This is a genomic window from Mammaliicoccus sp. J-M40 (assembly GCF_022386395.1).
Lineage (GTDB): Bacteria > Bacillota > Bacilli > Staphylococcales > Staphylococcaceae > Mammaliicoccus > Mammaliicoccus lentus.
On record NZ_JAJNIQ010000020.1, the window covers coordinates 1 to 16,754 of the forward strand.

Genomic DNA, 16,754 nt, shown 5'->3' on the forward strand with positions numbered 1-16,754 from the left:
CAATTGCTTTATTGACGTTGAGCCTCGGAACCCTTAACAATCCCAAAACTTGTCGAATGGTCGGCTTAATAGCTCACGCTATGCCGACATTAGTCTACAAGTTTAGTTAAGGGTTCTTCTCAACATCAATAAATTTTCTCGGTATAAATGCGTGTTCTATTTTTTATACATTGCTCACTACGTATTTTGATGTTTTTAAATTCTTTTCAGATTCTCTGCTAAGAGCATAAGGGGACACAATGCCACTACGTGTCACTCAGCATAGCTGAGGTATCTTCTTATGCTTTATACATCTCTTTTAAGCCATGTTAAAACCAAACAGATCATACGCCTAAGACACATATTCCAATTTTAAAATGTATAACCTGTATAAAAGTTTCCTGGCATCGTCAGAACTTGTATTCAGATTCTTTACAAGCCACTTATATCAACGTTTATAAAATTATAGATTCTGATAGATTCTAAAAAACAGCTTATAGATTCTATAATCAACTTTATTTTTTGACTTTATACATTCTCATACATGCTTTATTTTGAATTTTAAGGGGTCATTTTAAATAAATAGGGGTAAATCATATAGGTTTTATATCCAAAAGTTTATATACGCTCTTAAAACGCAAATATGAGCCAAATAAATATATGCTAATTTCACAAACAAAAATTTGAGCAAAACCAGTGTCGAATTTTTTAGACACTGCCCATTTACATGCAAATTTAAAAATTGGCATAAAAACTGGTCAACCATGACGGTTGAACGCTATATTTCCTGCAGAGGCAAAAGGCATAAAAAAACGCTAGCTTTTGAGCTAACGTTTCGCATTTTTTAAATAATAATTTTGTTTTTCGAAATTCCAAATTGCCATCTTCAGCATCGTCTAAATTTAAAATTTTATGTTTTTGTTTAAGCAAACCACCATAACTCAACATACGTTTTCGGTATAAACCTTTTTCAAATCATTCACGATTTACTGATTAAAAATATTATATTTCGCCATATTTTGTCTTCTCATATCGGCTGAATAGCGTTCTTCAAGTTCACTTAAAATCGTCTTCATTAAATACCCTTGCATCGAACTGAGTGTTTCTTTTTGGCCTTTAACACCTCTATCATGTATCGCTTTTTTAACTCTTTTTAAAGATATTAATATTTCATCTTCAATATGTTCTAACATATAATACGTATCATCGTGATTTGAGTTAAACGATTTTTTGGCTTTAAGAATAATAGCTTTTATCATTTTTAAATCTCTATAATCATAATTTAATAAATAATTCGTTAATTGATCTGGGAATTCTTGTAATAGAATTTCTTTATAATCTTTATCATCCAAATTATTTGAAAATTGATTTGTGTGATTTGAATGATTGCTTATTTTATTTTTAGCCGCTATATCATTCAAGTCATTCATATCATTATTCTTAGTCTTTATATAATCAGTATTATTTAAGTTAGTATCATTAGATTTTGATTTTCGAAATTCTTGTTTTTTGATTTTCAAAACTCTTGAATTTTGATTTTCACTATTCTGGAATTTTGATTTTCGAAATTCCTTGTTGTTACTGGTTTTGGAAGGCTTTTTTGGTTCTAATATATATATCTTATTAGGTTTGTTTAAACCTATTCTTTCTTGTTCTAATAAATTAAAATTTTCTAATTCCTTTTTAATTTTAGTTACTTTTTGAGTTCCGCAATTTAAAAGTTCACATAAATCTTTAGTAGTAAATATTAAATATACATTCCCATTTTCATCAATCCAGTTATTCATTTTAGATAATTCAAAACGATCTCTAAACATACAGTAGGCAATTTTTGAAGAATCACTAAGTTTTCTAAAATATTCATCTTCAAATAAAAATTTATAAAGTTTATAAAATCTTTCTTGTTCAAATTCTTGTATTGTAATTCTTTTGAAATTTGACATAATAAAAACCTCTTTCCGAATTTTAGTATGGTAAGAGGTAATAAAACGCTTTTATATAGCTTTACATTTATTTAACGATTTAAGTTCTTGCACTAAGGTGTCATTCATTATATAATACAAGTATAAAATTGATATTAAACAAACGTGCCGCAACGTTTTATTACCAAACCCCGACTATTACCAGTAGTTGGGGTTTTTAATGTGTTAAGACTATTATAGCACTTTAAACAAGGTTATAAAAGGAGAAAATAAGAGTTTGTCAAGGGTTGATAAAGGTTTGTCAATGACTATAAACCTTTGACAAACCTTTGACGAAATAAAATCATTTCATCTTTTATAACTTTGAATATAAAACATCATAAGTTTATAATATAGCATAAAGGGTTGATAAACATTTTATAAAGGGTTGATTATATGAAAAGTGTGAAAATCTTAAGTGAAGAATTAGGGGTTAGTAAGCAAACAATTTTTAATAACATTAAACGATTGAATATAGAGACATTGAAACAGGAAAATACTTCCTTTATTAAAGAAGATACGGATATAGAAAAAATTATTCAAAGGGTAAATGAAAATAAAAAGAAATATGGTTTTGAAAGTACTGCAGAAGACAAACAAAAAAAAGAGTCAGATAATAATGTTGAATCCAAAAGTAATGCTCAAATAGTAGAAATCCTTAAAAAACAGATTGATACTTTAAATGATCAAATTGAAAGACAAGAAAGTCGTCATGAAACAACAATTGAATTTTACAGAAAAGAGTTGCAAGAAAGGTCAAAATTGCTTGAAAATCAACAAGTATTAGCATTAGAAAGTAATAAAAAAATTCAAAAGTTAGAGAATCAATTAGAAGAAGAAAGACAGCTTAATTACTCTTTTGATAAAGTGACTAATGATAGAGAAAATATTAATGCACAAGAAGCCGATTTTACTGAAGAACCTAAAAATACTAACCAACAACAAGAGGAAAATCAAACAACGGATTATAGTGTTATATCTGGAGAGAATAAGGATGAAGATATAAAAAAAGTTACTACAGAGGAAGAGAAACGAGCTAAAGAACAAGAAAGTGAGACTAATAATGAGGTGGAGCAGCCATCTAAAAAAGGATTTTGGAGTCGTTTGTTTGGTAACTAATTATATTAAAAAGGGGTCCCGAGCGCCTACGAGGAATTTGTATCGATAAGAAATAGATTTAAAAATTTCGCTGTTATTTTGTACATTTAACTTGACGGTGACATCTCTCTATTGTGAGTTATTAGTGGTACAGTTTTCAACCGTTTTAATTATAAAAAAGTGGTGCATTTTTAAATTGGCACAAACAGGTAACGGTTATTGCAGGTGTATTTCTTATCTATGGGTTTAACATGGATTTTATCATTAAAATCATGAGTATTGTCCGAGAGTGATTGGTCTTGCGTATGGTTAACCCTAAAGTTATGGAAATAAGACTTAGAAGCAAACTTAAGAGTGTGTTGATAGTGCATTATCTTAAAATTGTGTATAATAGGAATTGAAGTTAAATTAGATGCTAAAAATTTGTAATTAAGAAGGAGGGATTCGTCATGTTGGTATTCCAAATGCGTAATGTAGATAAAACATCTACTGTTTTGAAACAGACTAAAAACAGTGATTACGCAGATAAATAAATACGTTAGATTAATTCCTACCAGTGACTAATCTTATGACTTTTTAAACAGATAACTAAAATTACAAACAAATCGTTTAACTTCTGTATTTATTTATAGATGTAATCACTTCAGGAGTGATTACATGAACAAAAATATAAAATATTCTCAAAACTTTTTAACGAGTGAAAAAGTACTCAACCAAATAATAAAACAATTGAATTTAAAAGAAACCGATACCGTTTACGAAATTGGAACAGGTAAAGGGCATTTAACGACGAAACTGGCTAAAATAAGTAAACAGGTAACGTCTATTGAATTAGACAGTCATCTATTCAACTTATCGTCAGAAAAATTAAAACTGAACATTCGTGTCACTTTAATTCACCAAGATATTCTACAGTTTCAATTCCCTAACAAACAGAGGTATAAAATTGTTGGGAATATCCCTTACCATTTAAGCACACAAATTATTAAAAAAGTGGTTTTTGAAAGCCATGCGTCTGACATCTATCTGATTGTTGAAGAAGGATTCTACAAGCGTACCTTGGATATTCACCGAACACTAGGGTTGCTCTTGCACACTCAAGTCTCGATTCAGCAATTGCTTAAGCTGCCAGCGGAATGCTTTCATCCTAAACCAAAAGTAAACAGTGTCTTAATAAAACTTACCCGCCATACCACAGATGTTCCAGATAAATATTGGAAGCTATATACGTACTTTGTTTCAAAATGGGTCAATCGAGAATATCGTCAACTGTTTACTAAAAATCAGTTTCATCAAGCAATGAAACACGCCAAAGTAAACAATTTAAGTACCGTTACTTATGAGCAAGTATTGTCTATTTTTAATAGTTATCTATTATTTAACGGGAGGAAATAATTCTATGAGTCGCTTTTGTAAATTTGGAAAGTTACACGTTACTAAAGGGAATGTAGATAAATTATTAGGTATACTACTGACAGCTTCCAAGGAGCTAAAGAGGTCCCTAGCGCCTACGGGGAATTTGTATCGATAAGGAATAGATTTAAAAATTTCGCTGTTATTTTGTACAATAAGGATAAATTTGAATGGTACCATAAACGATCGTTTTTGACACAAAACCTCTTAACTTAATATTAAGAGGTTTTTCTTGGATATTTAAGTCTATAAACTTGTGTTATAATCAATGTATCATAAATATCAAAAATCATGAGTTTTTAGACGATGAGAGACGCGTTTATTTGCATCGAGAATTAGATTTCGTTAATAAGTGCCCATAAAACGATTAAAAGAGGTGGTATTGAAATGGCTAAAATTGGTTATGCACGTGTATCAACACAAGATCAAAGTCTTGATGGACAGATTGATACACTTGAGGAATATGGTTGTGAACGTATCTTTAGCGAGAAAGCGAGCGGTCGCAAAACGAAAAGAACAGAACTTGATAAGTGTTTAGATTATTTACGCGAAGGAGATATCCTAGTTATCTATAAACTAGATCGTCTTGGACGTACAACAAAACAGTTAATTGAGCTATCGCAATGGTTGGATGATAATAGCATTGATTTACATATTATAGATATGAACGTATCGACTAAAGATGCGATGGGCAAGATGTTCTTTACCATGATGAGTGCATTCGCTGAACTTGAAGCTAACTTATTAAGTGAACGAACAAAAAAAGGATTAGAAGCAGCACGAGCAAGAGGGCGAAAAGGCGGCAGACCTTCATTGCCTGACCATAAGAAAAGAGAAATTAAATTTCTATACGATGAACAAAAACTTACAGGCGAAGAGATTGCTAAACAAACAGGAGTGAGTCGTTCTACTGTATATAGAATAATAAAAATGAAGTAGTAAAAACAAATAATCACAGAAAGAAAACTAATGAAAGGAGAATCTTCAAATTAGAGATTCTCCTTTCATTAGTTTTTATAATCTATATTATAATTTAACGAGAATTTTTGCTTGTGATTTATCGTTTACAAGTTGTTCAAATCCTGACTCCACAATATTATCTAGCTCTATTTCATCAGTAATAACATCTTTAACTTTTAAATTACCTTCATTAATTAAATCTATTGTTTGTTGAAATGTAGTAGGTGTATAAGCAATCGTTGAAGTAAGTTTTACACCTGTATTAGTTAATTGCATTGGATTCCATTCAATAGGATGACCAAATATAGACACTATAACGACAGTACCTCTTGCTTTAGTAACGTCTATAGCAGATTTAAGTGTTGGTGCTACACCAGCTACTTCAAATGCTACATCCACGCCATTATCTGTATGTTTATTAATAACATCACTTGGGTTTGATTCACCAGAATTGATAGTATGAGTAGCACCTATTGCTTTAGCTTTATTCAATCTTTCTTCTGATAAATCAAAAACAAATATCTTACTTGCACCTGCAGCTTTAGCTGCTATGACTGTTAATAAACCGATTGGACCTGCACCAAAAATAGCAACAGTATCGCCAAATAGAACTTCGCCTTCTTTAATTGCTTGAACTGCAACAGCGGTTGGCTCTACAAGAGCGCCTTCTTTATCAGAAACCTTATCTGGTAGCTTATAAACGTTCTCTTCTGGGACATTTGTAAATTCTGCAAATCCACCATCAGAACCTAAACCTATAAATGAATAACCATCGTAAAGATCAATATTTTCTTCTTTTTCACGATTTGAAACTGTAGGATTAATGACAACACGATCGCCTTTATTAAATTTTGTAACCTTAGAACCAATATCATCTACTACACCTGCAAATTCGTGGCCTAATGTAACGGGCGCTTTTTGGCCAAGGAACGGGTCAGGTTTGTCTGTTGAAATAAATATAGGGCCTTCTAAGTATTCATGTAAATCTGTCCCACAAATGCCAGCCCAAGACACTTTAACTTGAACCTCATTATCTTGTAACTCTTTAGATTTTCGATCTTCAACTCGTACATCCTTTTGACCATACCAAACTGCTGCTTTCATTGATAAAACCTCCTTGTTTTAGTTAATTTAATAGTATACCTTTTAAAAGTTACTTTGCAACAGAACCACTTTTATAATAACTTATGTTTGCGGGTTCTGTTGCAAAGTTAGAAAAATATAGCTAACTACCATTTTATCATGTCGTTGTTCCCTTAACTGGCTAACATATCCCTAATTTCGTGGCATGGCGAAAATCCGTAGATCTGAAGAGATCTGCGGTTCTTTTTATATAGAGCGTAAATACATTCAATGCCTTTGAGTGTATTTTTTGCCGTATTGATACTTTGATATCTTGTCTTTCTTACTTTAATATGACGGTGATCTTGCTCAATGAGGTTATTCAGATATTTCGATGTACAATGACAGTCAGGTTTAAGTTTAAAAGCTTTAATTACTTTAGCTATTGCTACTTTCGTTGAAGGTGCCTGATCTGTAATTACCTTTTGAGGTTTACCAAATTGTTTAATGAGACGTTTGATAAACGCATATGCTGAATGATTATCTCGTTGCTTACGCAACCAAATATCTAATGTATGTCCCTCTGCATCAATGGCACGATATAAATAGCTCCATTTTCCTTTTATTTTGATGTACATCTCATCAATACGCCATTTGTAATAAGCTTTTTTATGCTTTTTCTTCCAAATTTGATACAAAATTGGGGCATATTCTTGAACCCAACGTAGACCGTTGAATGATGAATGTTTACACCACGTTCCCTTAATATTTCAGATATATCACGATAACTCAATGCATATCTTAGATAGTAGCCAACGGCTACAGTGATAACATCCTTGTTAAATTGTTTATATCTGAAATAGTTCATACAGAAGACTCCTTTTTGTTAAAATTATACTATAAATTCAACTTTGCAACAGAACCAAGTGAGTTATGAAACGGGAGAAAAAACGTTATATCGTGTGTGGTTTTGTAAATCTCGATTATGTCCAATGTGCAACTGGAGGAGAGCAATGAAACATGGCATTCAGTCACAAAAGGTTGTTGCTGAAGTTATTAAACAAAAGCCAACAGTTCGTTGGTTGTTTCTCACATTAACAGTTAAAAATGTTTATGATGGCGAAGAATTAAATAAGAGTTTGTCAGATATGGCTCAAGGATTTCGCCGAATGATGCAATATAAAAAAATTAATAAAAATCTTGTTGGTTTTATGCGTGCAACGGAAGTGACAATAAATAATAAAGATAATTCTTATAATCAGCACATGCATGTATTGGTATGTGTGGAACCAACTTATTTTAAGAATACAGAAAACTACGTGAATCAAAAACAATGGATTCAATTTTGGAAAAAGGCAATGAAATTAGACTATGATCCAAATGTAAAAGTTCAAATGATTCGACCGAAAAATAAATATAAATCGGATATACAATCGGCAATTGACGAAACTGCAAAATATCCTGTAAAGGATACGGATTTTATGACCGATGATGAAGAAAAGAATTTGAAACGTTTGTCTGATTTGGAGGAAGGTTTACACCGTAAAAGGTTAATCTCCTATGGTGGTTTGTTAAAAGAAATACATAAAAAATTAAACCTTGATGACACAGAAGAAGGCGATTTGATTCATACAGATGATGACGAAAAAGCCGATGAAGATGGATTTTCTATTATTGCAATGTGGAATTGGGAACGGAAAAATTATTTTATTAAAGAGTAGTTCAACAAACGGGCCAGTTTGTTGAAGATTAGATGCTATAATTGTTATTAAAAGGATTGAAGGATGCTTAGGAAGACGAGTTATTAATAGCTGAATAAGAACGGTGCTCTCCAAATATTCTTATTTAGAAAAGCAAATCTAAAATTATCTGAAAAGGGAATGAGAATAGTGAATGGACCAATAATAATGACTAGAGAAGAAAGAATGAAGATTGTTCATGAAATTAAGGAACGAATATTGGATAAATATGGGGATGATGTTAAGGCTATTGGTGTTTATGGCTCTCTTGGTCGTCAGACTGATGGGCCCTATTCGGATATTGAGATGATGTGTGTCATGTCAACAGAGGAAGCAGAGTTCAGCCATGAATGGACAACCGGTGAGTGGAAGGTGGAAGTGAATTTTGATAGCGAAGAGATTCTACTAGATTATGCATCTCAGGTGGAATCAGATTGGCCGCTTACACATGGTCAATTTTTCTCTATTTTGCCGATTTATGATTCAGGTGGATACTTAGAGAAAGTGTATCAAACTGCTAAATCGGTAGAAGCCCAAACGTTCCACGATGCGATTTGTGCCCTTATCGTAGAAGAGCTGTTTGAATATGCAGGCAAATGGCGTAATATTCGTGTGCAAGGACCGACAACATTTCTACCATCCTTGACTGTACAGGTAGCAATGGCAGGTGCCATGTTGATTGGTCTGCATCATCGCATCTGTTATACGACGAGCGCTTCGGTCTTAACTGAAGCAGTTAAGCAATCAGATCTTCCTTCAGGTTATGACCATCTGTGCCAGTTCGTAATGTCTGGTCAACTTTCCGACTCTGAGAAACTTCTGGAATCGCTAGAGAATTTCTGGAATGGGATTCAGGAGTGGACAGAACGACACGGATATATAGTGGATGTGTCAAAACGCATACCATTTTGAACGATGACCTCTAATAATTGTTAATCATGTTGGTTACGTATTTATTAACTTCTCCTAGTATTAGTAATTATCATGGCTGTCATGGCGCATTAACGGAATAAAGGGTGTGCTTAAATCGGGCCATATTGTTGTATAAGTGATGAAATACTGAATTTAAAACTTAGTTTATATGTGGTAAAATGTTTTAATCAAGTTTAGGAGGAATTAATTATGAAGTGTAATGAATGTAACAGGGTTCAATTAAAAGAGGGAAGCGTATCATTAACCCTATAAACTACGTCTGCCCTCATTATTGGAGGGTGAAATGTGAATACATCCTATTCACAATCGAATTTACGACACAACCAAATTTTAATTTGGCTTTGCATTTTATCTTTTTTTAGCGTATTAAATGAAATGGTTTTGAACGTCTCATTACCTGATATTGCAAATGATTTTAATAAACCACCTGCGAGTACAAACTGGGTGAACACAGCCTTTATGTTAACCTTTTCCATTGGAACAGCTGTATATGGAAAGCTATCTGATCAATTAGGCATCAAAAGGTTACTCCTATTTGGAATTATAATAAATTGTTTCGGGTCGGTAATTGGGTTTGTTGGCCATTCTTTCTTTTCCTTACTTATTATGGCTCGTTTTATTCAAGGGGCTGGTGCAGCTGCATTTCCAGCACTCGTAATGGTTGTAGTTGCGCGCTATATTCCAAAGGAAAATAGGGGTAAAGCATTTGGTCTTATTGGATCGATAGTAGCCATGGGAGAAGGAGTCGGTCCAGCGATTGGTGGAATGATAGCCCATTATATTCATTGGTCCTATCTTCTACTCATTCCTATGATAACAATTATCACTGTTCCGTTTCTTATGAAATTATTAAAGAAAGAAGTAAGGATAAAAGGTCATTTTGATATCAAAGGAATTATACTAATGTCTGTAGGCATTGTATTTTTTATGTTGTTTACAACATCATATAGCATTTCTTTTCTTATCGTTAGCGTGCTGTCATTCCTGATATTTGTAAAACATATCAGGAAAGTAACAGATCCTTTTGTTGATCCCGGATTAGGGAAAAATATACCTTTTATGATTGGAGTTCTTTGTGGGGGAATTATATTTGGAACAGTAGCAGGGTTTGTCTCTATGGTTCCTTATATGATGAAAGATGTTCACCAGCTAAGTACTGCCGAAATCGGAAGTGTAATTATTTTCCCTGGAACAATGAGTGTCATTATTTTCGGCTACATTGGTGGGATACTTGTTGATAGAAGAGGTCCTTTATACGTGTTAAACATCGGAGTTACATTTCTTTCTGTTAGCTTTTTAACTGCTTCCTTTCTTTTAGAAACAACATCATGGTTCATGACAATTATAATCGTATTTGTTTTAGGTGGGCTTTCGTTCACCAAAACAGTTATATCAACAATTGTTTCAAGTAGCTTGAAACAGCAGGAAGCTGGTGCTGGAATGAGTTTGCTTAACTTTACCAGCTTTTTATCAGAGGGAACAGGTATTGCAATTGTAGGTGGTTTATTATCCATACCCTTACTTGATCAAAGGTTGTTACCTATGGAAGTTGATCAGTCAACTTATCTGTATAGTAATTTGTTATTACTTTTTTCAGGAATCATTGTCATTAGTTGGCTGGTTACCTTGAATGTATATAAACATTCTCAAAGGGATTTCTAAATCGTTAAGGGATCAACTTTGGGAGAGAGTTCAAAATTGATCCTTTTTTTATAACAGGAATTCAAATCTTTTTGTTCCATTAAAGGGCGCGATTGTGTGAGAAGCGATCTGCGTCCGTTCTGCAATCGGGCCATATTGTTGAGGAAAGTAAACACATATATTTACGTATATTTATAATGCAATTGAGATTGTGAAGGATTACACTTAAACTAACGGGGCAGGATAGCTTAACAAGGAATAGGAATTTAAACGGTAAAATAGTTAAGGAAGGCTGTGTGATATATGAAAGTTTCTTTAATTGCTGCGATGGATAAGAACAGGGTAATAGGTAAAGAGAATGACATACCTTGGAGAATCCCAGAGGATTGGGAGTATGTTAAAAATACTACAAAGGGATATCCAATTATATTAGGAAGGAAGAATCTTGAATCAATCGGAAGAGCATTACCTGGAAGAAGGAATATTATTCTGACAAGAGATAAGGGGTTCAGCTTTAATGGTTGTGAAATCGTCCATTCAATAGAAGATGTTTTTGAGTTATGTAATAGCGAAGAGGAAATTTTCATTTTCGGGGGAGAACAAATTTATAATTTGTTTCTACCATATGTTGAGAAAATGTACATTACAAAAATTCATTACGAATTTGAAGGAGATACATTCTTTCCAGAAGTGAATTATGAAGAGTGGAACGAAGTATCTGTTACACAAGGAATAACAAATGAAAAAAATCCTTATACATATTATTTTCATATTTATGAGCGAAAAGCTTCTTGAACTAACGGGGCAGTTTAGTGGAAGAAAGTTTGAAACATTTTGTTTAAGTCAATCGTATTAATATAGAGTACAATTTTGAATCTGTATTTTTAAATTTAGTCCCGACCATAGAAGAGAAAAGGGGTGTATAAATTGAAAAGAACACGTCTAAAATTTTCCCTAATTGTTGGTTTAGTAGCGTTTATCTTAACATTTTTAGTTACTTTTTTAATTGAATCGCCGTATCCTTTTTGGGCAAGTCTGGTTGTAGGATTTTTAATATTTGAAATTAGTTATTACTACTTCTTTAACAAAGAGAAACGTCAGTACGATTTATGATAAAACAAAAGTATTAAACAATAGGGTGCGTTAGTGAAAGATAATCAATTCGTTATTTAACTAACGGGGCAGAAGAGTTCAAATAATGACAGCTTTGTTAGGGATGATGGTTAAATTAATAGGGGTGTTAAAATGGGAAATGACAAAGAAAATCCGAAGCAATTAACATTTTATGAGTTACAGAGCTACCTAGCACTAAAATACAAAGAAGGACGCACTTCATCTGCTTTGTTTATGAAACTAGTAGAAGAAATTGGCGAGGTAGCAGAGGTACTAAACCAGTTAGAAGGGCGAAAGGCAAACACGGGGAATGCTTCTTTAGAAAAAGAGCTTGTTGATGTTATCCATTACGCTGTTGCCATTGCAAGCATAAATCATATTGATCTAACAAAGGCCATTATTAAGAAGGATAAACAAGCTGCAATTAAATATAATCAATCTCCAAATTTAGAAGAGTTTTTAGAAGAAGAAATTAAAGTAAATTAACATAAAAAATACTTATGAAAGAAGAGGAACATTCCTTATTGCACTATAGGGTGCGTTAGTTTAATAATAAATAAGTGATTTTAGGGTTAAGAACTTATTTATAGTTATTCCATTAACGGGCGCGATTGCTGAATAAAAGATACGAGAGACCTCTCTTGTATCTTTTTATTTTTGAGTGGTTTTGTCCGTTACACTAGAAAACCGAAAGACAATAAAAATTTTATTTTTGCTGAGTCTGGCTTTCGGTAAGCTAAACAAAACGGACAAAATAAAAATTGGCAAGGGTTTAAAGGTGGAGATTTTTTGAGTGATCTTCTCAAAAAATACTACCTGTCCCTTGCTGATTTTTAAACGAGCACGAGAGCAAAACCCCCTTTGCTGAGGTGGCAGAGGTCGGGTTTTTTTGTTTCTTTTTTCACGAAAAAAAAAGAAAGGTCTTAAAGGTTTTATGGTTTTGGTCGGCACTGCCGACAGCCTCGCAGAGCACACACTTTATGAATATAAAGTATAGTGTGTTATACTTTACATGGAAGTGGTTGCCGGAAAAAGCAAAAATGCCTCACATTTGTGCCACCTAAAAAGGAGCGATTTACATATGAGTTATGCAGTTTGTAGAATGCAAAAAGTGAAATCACCTGGACTAAAAGGCATGCAATTTCATAATCAAAGAGAGCGAGAAAGTAGAACGAATGAAGATATTGACAGAGAGCGAACACATGAAAATTATGATTTACAAAACGATAAAAATATAAATTATAACGAACGTGTAAAAGACATAATCGATTCACAAAAAACAGGCACACGAAAAACAAGAAAAGATGCTGTTCTTGTAAATGAGTTGCTAGTAACATCTGACCGAGATTTTTTTGAGCGACTGGATCCAGGAGAACAAAAACGATTTTTTGAGGAAAGTTATAAATTATTTTCTGAACGATACGGCAAGCAAAATATTGCTTACGCAACAGTTCATAACGATGAGCAAACCCCTCACATGCATTTAGGTGTTGTGCCTATGCGTGATGGAAAACTGCAAGGAAAAAATGTGTTTAATCGTCAAGAACTGTTATGGCTACAAGATAAATTCCCCGAGCATATGAAAAAACAGGGTTTTGAGTTGAAGCGTGGTGAACGTGGCTCTGACCGTAAACATATTGAGACAGCTAAATTTAAAAAACAAACTTTGGAAAAAGAGATTGATTTTCTAGAAAAAAATTTAGCAGTTAAAAAAGATGAATGGACTGCTTATAGCGATAAAGTTAAATCAGATTTAGAAGTACCAGCGAAACGACACATGAAAAGTGTTGAAGTGCCAACGGGTGAAAAGTCCATGTTTGGTTTGGGAAAAGAAATAATGAAAACAGAAAAGAAACCAACCAAAAATGTTGTTATATCGGAGCGTGATTATAAAAACTTAGTGACTGCTGCGAGAGATAACGATAGGTTAAAACAGCATGTTAGAAATCTCATGAGTACTGATATGGCGAGAGAATATAAAAAATTAAGTAAAGAACATGGGCAAGTTAAAGAAAAATATAGTGGTCTTGTAGAGCGATTTAATGAAAATGTAAATGATTATAATGAGTTGCTTGAAGAAAACAAGTCTTTAAAGTCTAAAATAAGCGATTTAAAGCGTGATGTGAGTTTAATCTATGAAAGCACTAAGGAATTCCTTAAGGAACGTACAGACGGCTTAAAAGCCTTTAAAAACGTTTTTAAGGGGTTTGTAGACAAGGTAAAGGATAAAACAGCACAATTCCAAGAAAAACACGATTTAGAACCTAAAAAGAACGAATTTGAACTAACTCATAACCGAGAGGTAAAAAAAGAACGAAGTCGAGATCAGGGAATGAGTTTATAAAATAAAAAAAGCACCTGAAAAGGTGTCTTTTTTTGATGGTTTTGAACTTGTTCTTTCTTATCTTGATACATATAGAAACAACAAGTTTTTATTTTTATAGTTTACATCGCGTTTAAAGTGTTGGTGTGATTGGCTTTATAAGGTTAATGAACCTTTAAAAATCCTTGCACAGAAAAATACCCTATGTTATTGTTTAAGTTACCACACAAAAACAAATTTACATAGGGGGTTTCTGTATTAATTATGTGCAATAATAATAGCATTAATTCAGATGAAAAATCAAGTGTACTAATCGACAAAACAAAAAGTGGAAAAATAAGACCTTGGCGAGAAAAGAAAATGGCAAATGTAGATTATTTTGAACTCTTGCATATTCTTGAATTTAAAAAGGCTGAACGTGTAAAAGATTGTGCAGAGGTACTTGAATATAAAGTGAGTGGTTCTGTTGCAAAGTAAAAAAATATAGCTAACCACTAATTTATCATGTCAGTGTTCGCTTAACTTGCTAGCATGATGCTAATTTCGTGGCATGGCGAAAATCCGTAGATCTGAAGAGACCTGCGGTTCTTTTTATATAGAGCGTAAATACATTCAATACCTTTTAAAGTATTCTTTGCTGTATTGATACTTTGATACCTTGTCTTTCTTACTTTAATATGACGGTGATCTTGCTCAATGAGGTTATTCAGATATTTCGATGTACAATGACAGTCCGGTTTAAGTTTAAAAGCTTTAATTACTTTAGCCATTGCTACCTTCGTTGAAGGTGCCTGATCTGTAATTACCTTTTGAGGTTTACCAAATTGTTTAATGAGACGTTTGATAAACGCATATGCTGAATGATTATCTCGTTGCTTACGCAACCAAATATCTAATGTATGTCCATCTGCATCAATCGCGCGATACAGATAACACCACTGTCCTTTAATTTTGATATATGTCTCATCAACACGCCACTTATAATACGCTTTTTTATGTTTTTTCTTCCAAATTTGATACAAAACGGGAGCATATTCTTGAACCCAACGGTAGACCGTTGAATGATGAACGTTTACACCACGTTCCCTTAATATTTCAGATATATCACGATAACTCAATGCATATCTTAGATAGTAGCCAACCGCTACAGTGATAACATCCTTGTTAAATTGTTTATATCTGAAATAGTTCATACAGAAGACTCCTTTTTGTTAAAATTATACTATAAATTCAACTTTGCAACAGAACCAGTTAAACAATGTTATGCCAAGTTACAATGTTTTTATCCGTAAAGACGAGTTAGATTATAGATAGAAATAATATTCAAAAGAGAAATGAATGAGGACTTTGCATTTCTCCACTCACCGATGTTATAATTTAGTTAACAAGGAAACTAGCATAGATGCACCAATCCCCTCACTACGGCAATAGTGAGGGGATTTTTTAGGTGTGGCTATGGTCGCCTATTTATTATTGCGATTACGTAGCCAATGCGTAAATAACGCAATAATACAACCACTGATGACTGTGGTCGTGATGTGAACAAGGATTTCTAGCATAGATTAGCACCTCCTCTCTGCGTCGGAATTGACGCCTGAGAGATAGACGACTTGTATATTATATCATCTACGAATATACGATGATAGGTAGCTTCTGATAAGTGATCTGGTTCTGTTGCAAAGTTGATTTTGTAGTATAATTTTAACAAAAAGGAGTATGCTATATGAACTATTTCAGATATAAACAATTTAACAAGGACGTCATCACTGTAGCCGTTGGCTACTATCTAAGATATGCGCTTAGTTATCGTGATATATCTGAAATACTAAGAGAACGTGGTGTCAACGTTCATCATTCAACGGTCTACCGTTGGGTTCAAGAATATGCTCCCGTTTTGTATCAAATTTGGAAGAAAAAACATAAAAAAGCGTATTATAAGTGGCGTGTTGATGAGACATATATCAAAATTAAAGGACAGTGGTGTTATCTGTATCGCGCGATTGATGCAGATGGACATACATTAGATATTTGGTTACGCAAAAAACGAGATCATCAATCAGCATATGCGTTTATTAAGCGCCTTATTAAACAATTCGGTAAACCTCAAATGATAATTACAGATCAAGCACCTTCAACGAAGGTAGCCATGGCTAAAATAATTAAAGTGTTTAAGTTGAAACCTAACTGTCATTGCACATCTAAATATCTCAATAACTTCATTGAACAAGATCATCGTCACATTAAGGTGAGAAAGACAAGATATCAAAGTGTCAATACGGCAAAAAATACACTCAAAGGCATTGAATGTATTTACGGATTATATAAAAAAACCGTAGGTCTCTTCAGATCTACGGATTTTCACCATGCCACGAAATTAGTTATATGTTAGCTGGTTAGGCGAAGACTGACACAATAAAATGGTGATTAGCTATATTTTTCTAACTTTGCAACAGAACCCCTAAAAAAAATTCAAAATCTTTCAGAGAAGCTGTTAAAGGAATTTTTAAGTTCACAGATATTAACTTAGCGCGT

The 16,754-nt window shown here is 33.1% G+C and carries 18 protein-coding genes and 2 pseudogenes; 14 read left to right on the top strand and 6 right to left on the bottom strand.

All coding sequences use genetic code 11. The annotated features are described in order from the left end of the window. Window positions 1-806 precede the first annotated feature (806 nt). Window positions 807-951 (bottom strand): annotated as a pseudogene (locus LQ688_RS14145) (protein rep); the annotation flags it as partial. 14 nt (window positions 952-965) lie between these two features. After that, window positions 966-1,922, bottom strand: coding sequence for a replication initiator protein A (locus tag LQ688_RS13545; protein ID WP_031837636.1), 957 nt, complete (start codon window positions 1,920-1,922; stop codon window positions 966-968). Window positions 1,923-2,336: 414 nt separating this feature from the next. Between LQ688_RS13545 and LQ688_RS13550 the strand changes: the two genes are divergently transcribed. The 4 genes from LQ688_RS13550 (at window position 2,337) to LQ688_RS13565 (ending at window position 5,390) form a co-directional block, all read left to right on the top strand. Beyond that, window positions 2,337-3,059, top strand: coding sequence for a DUF536 domain-containing protein (locus LQ688_RS13550; RefSeq protein WP_021286096.1), 723 nt, complete (start codon window positions 2,337-2,339; stop codon window positions 3,057-3,059). A gap of 428 nt (window positions 3,060-3,487) precedes the next feature. Beyond that, the gene (locus LQ688_RS13555; RefSeq protein WP_001814874.1) at window positions 3,488-3,571 is read left to right on the top strand and encodes a 23S rRNA methyltransferase attenuation leader peptide; all 84 of its coding nucleotides are present in this window, start codon (window positions 3,488-3,490) and stop codon (window positions 3,569-3,571) included. A 124-nt stretch (window positions 3,572-3,695) separates the two neighbouring features. Next, window positions 3,696-4,433, top strand: coding sequence for a 23S rRNA (adenine(2058)-N(6))-methyltransferase Erm(B) (gene erm(B), locus LQ688_RS13560; RefSeq protein ID WP_001038790.1), 738 nt, complete (start codon window positions 3,696-3,698; stop codon window positions 4,431-4,433). Between the two features lie 405 nt (window positions 4,434-4,838). Beyond that, complete coding sequence (locus LQ688_RS13565) at window positions 4,839-5,390, top strand: recombinase family protein (RefSeq protein ID WP_031837637.1); 552 nt, start codon at window positions 4,839-4,841, stop codon at window positions 5,388-5,390. Between the two features lie 87 nt (window positions 5,391-5,477). On the opposite strand, the gene LQ688_RS13570 is transcribed toward LQ688_RS13565, so the two are convergent. Beyond that, the gene (locus tag LQ688_RS13570) at window positions 5,478-6,515 is read right to left on the bottom strand and encodes a 2,3-butanediol dehydrogenase (RefSeq protein WP_031837638.1); all 1,038 of its coding nucleotides are present in this window, start codon (window positions 6,513-6,515) and stop codon (window positions 5,478-5,480) included. Between the two features lie 152 nt (window positions 6,516-6,667). After that, window positions 6,668-7,341 (bottom strand): IS6-like element IS257 family transposase gene (locus LQ688_RS13575; protein ID WP_239752871.1). Its coding sequence is split into 2 segments (ribosomal slippage): window positions 6,668-7,197 and window positions 7,197-7,341, totalling 675 coding nucleotides; the frame shifts between segments, so codons are not numbered across the junction. 58 nt (window positions 7,342-7,399) lie between these two features. Between LQ688_RS13575 and LQ688_RS13580 the strand changes: the two genes are divergently transcribed. The 9 genes and pseudogenes from LQ688_RS13580 to LQ688_RS13615 all read left to right on the top strand — a co-directional run. Then, window positions 7,400-8,194, top strand: a complete 795-nt coding sequence (locus LQ688_RS13580) for a protein rep (RefSeq protein ID WP_239752872.1) — start codon at window positions 7,400-7,402, stop codon at window positions 8,192-8,194. A 168-nt stretch (window positions 8,195-8,362) separates the two neighbouring features. Continuing rightward, on the top strand, window positions 8,363-9,124 hold the full coding sequence (aadD1, locus tag LQ688_RS13585) for an aminoglycoside O-nucleotidyltransferase ANT(4')-Ia (RefSeq protein ID WP_001014230.1): 762 nt from the start codon (window positions 8,363-8,365) through the stop codon (window positions 9,122-9,124). A gap of 210 nt (window positions 9,125-9,334) precedes the next feature. Further along, window positions 9,335-9,397, top strand: coding sequence for a tetracycline resistance efflux system leader peptide (locus LQ688_RS14150; protein ID WP_012779615.1), 63 nt, complete (start codon window positions 9,335-9,337; stop codon window positions 9,395-9,397). 33 nt (window positions 9,398-9,430) lie between these two features. After that, on the top strand, window positions 9,431-10,807 hold the full coding sequence (gene tet(L), locus LQ688_RS13590; protein ID WP_001574277.1) for a tetracycline efflux MFS transporter Tet(L): 1,377 nt from the start codon (window positions 9,431-9,433) through the stop codon (window positions 10,805-10,807). A 282-nt stretch (window positions 10,808-11,089) separates the two neighbouring features. After that, window positions 11,090-11,581, top strand: a complete 492-nt coding sequence (locus LQ688_RS13595) for a trimethoprim-resistant dihydrofolate reductase DfrK (RefSeq protein ID WP_012779617.1) — start codon at window positions 11,090-11,092, stop codon at window positions 11,579-11,581. A gap of 132 nt (window positions 11,582-11,713) precedes the next feature. Continuing rightward, on the top strand, window positions 11,714-11,899 hold the full coding sequence (locus LQ688_RS13600) for a hypothetical protein (protein WP_031794977.1): 186 nt from the start codon (window positions 11,714-11,716) through the stop codon (window positions 11,897-11,899). 132 nt (window positions 11,900-12,031) lie between these two features. Then, entirely contained in the window at window positions 12,032-12,385 is a 354-nt protein-coding gene (locus tag LQ688_RS13605; RefSeq protein ID WP_031794976.1) for a MazG nucleotide pyrophosphohydrolase domain-containing protein, read from the top strand. Between the two features lie 595 nt (window positions 12,386-12,980). After that, the gene (gene mobV / locus LQ688_RS13610; protein ID WP_204253833.1) at window positions 12,981-14,243 is read left to right on the top strand and encodes a MobV family relaxase; all 1,263 of its coding nucleotides are present in this window, start codon (window positions 12,981-12,983) and stop codon (window positions 14,241-14,243) included. 243 nt (window positions 14,244-14,486) lie between these two features. Then, a pseudogene (locus LQ688_RS13615) lies at window positions 14,487-14,675 on the top strand (protein rep); the annotation flags it as partial. 65 nt (window positions 14,676-14,740) lie between these two features. Here the strand turns inward: LQ688_RS13615 and LQ688_RS13620 are convergent. Together LQ688_RS13620 and LQ688_RS13625 are read right to left on the bottom strand one after the other, a co-directional pair. After that, complete coding sequence (locus tag LQ688_RS13620; RefSeq protein ID WP_001106006.1) at window positions 14,741-15,415, bottom strand: IS6-like element IS257 family transposase; 675 nt, start codon at window positions 15,413-15,415, stop codon at window positions 14,741-14,743. A gap of 270 nt (window positions 15,416-15,685) precedes the next feature. Further along, window positions 15,686-15,781: a type I toxin-antitoxin system Fst family toxin gene (locus LQ688_RS13625; protein WP_000889978.1), complete on the bottom strand. Its 96-nt coding sequence runs from the start codon at window positions 15,779-15,781 to the stop codon at window positions 15,686-15,688. 164 nt (window positions 15,782-15,945) lie between these two features. Between LQ688_RS13625 and LQ688_RS13630 the strand changes: the two genes are divergently transcribed. Further along, a protein-coding gene (locus LQ688_RS13630) for an IS6 family transposase (protein ID WP_223200496.1) occupies window positions 15,946-16,619 on the top strand; the annotation gives its coding sequence in 2 pieces (ribosomal slippage) (window positions 15,946-16,546 and window positions 16,546-16,619; 675 coding nt in all). The last annotated feature ends 135 nt before the right edge of the window (window positions 16,620-16,754 follow it).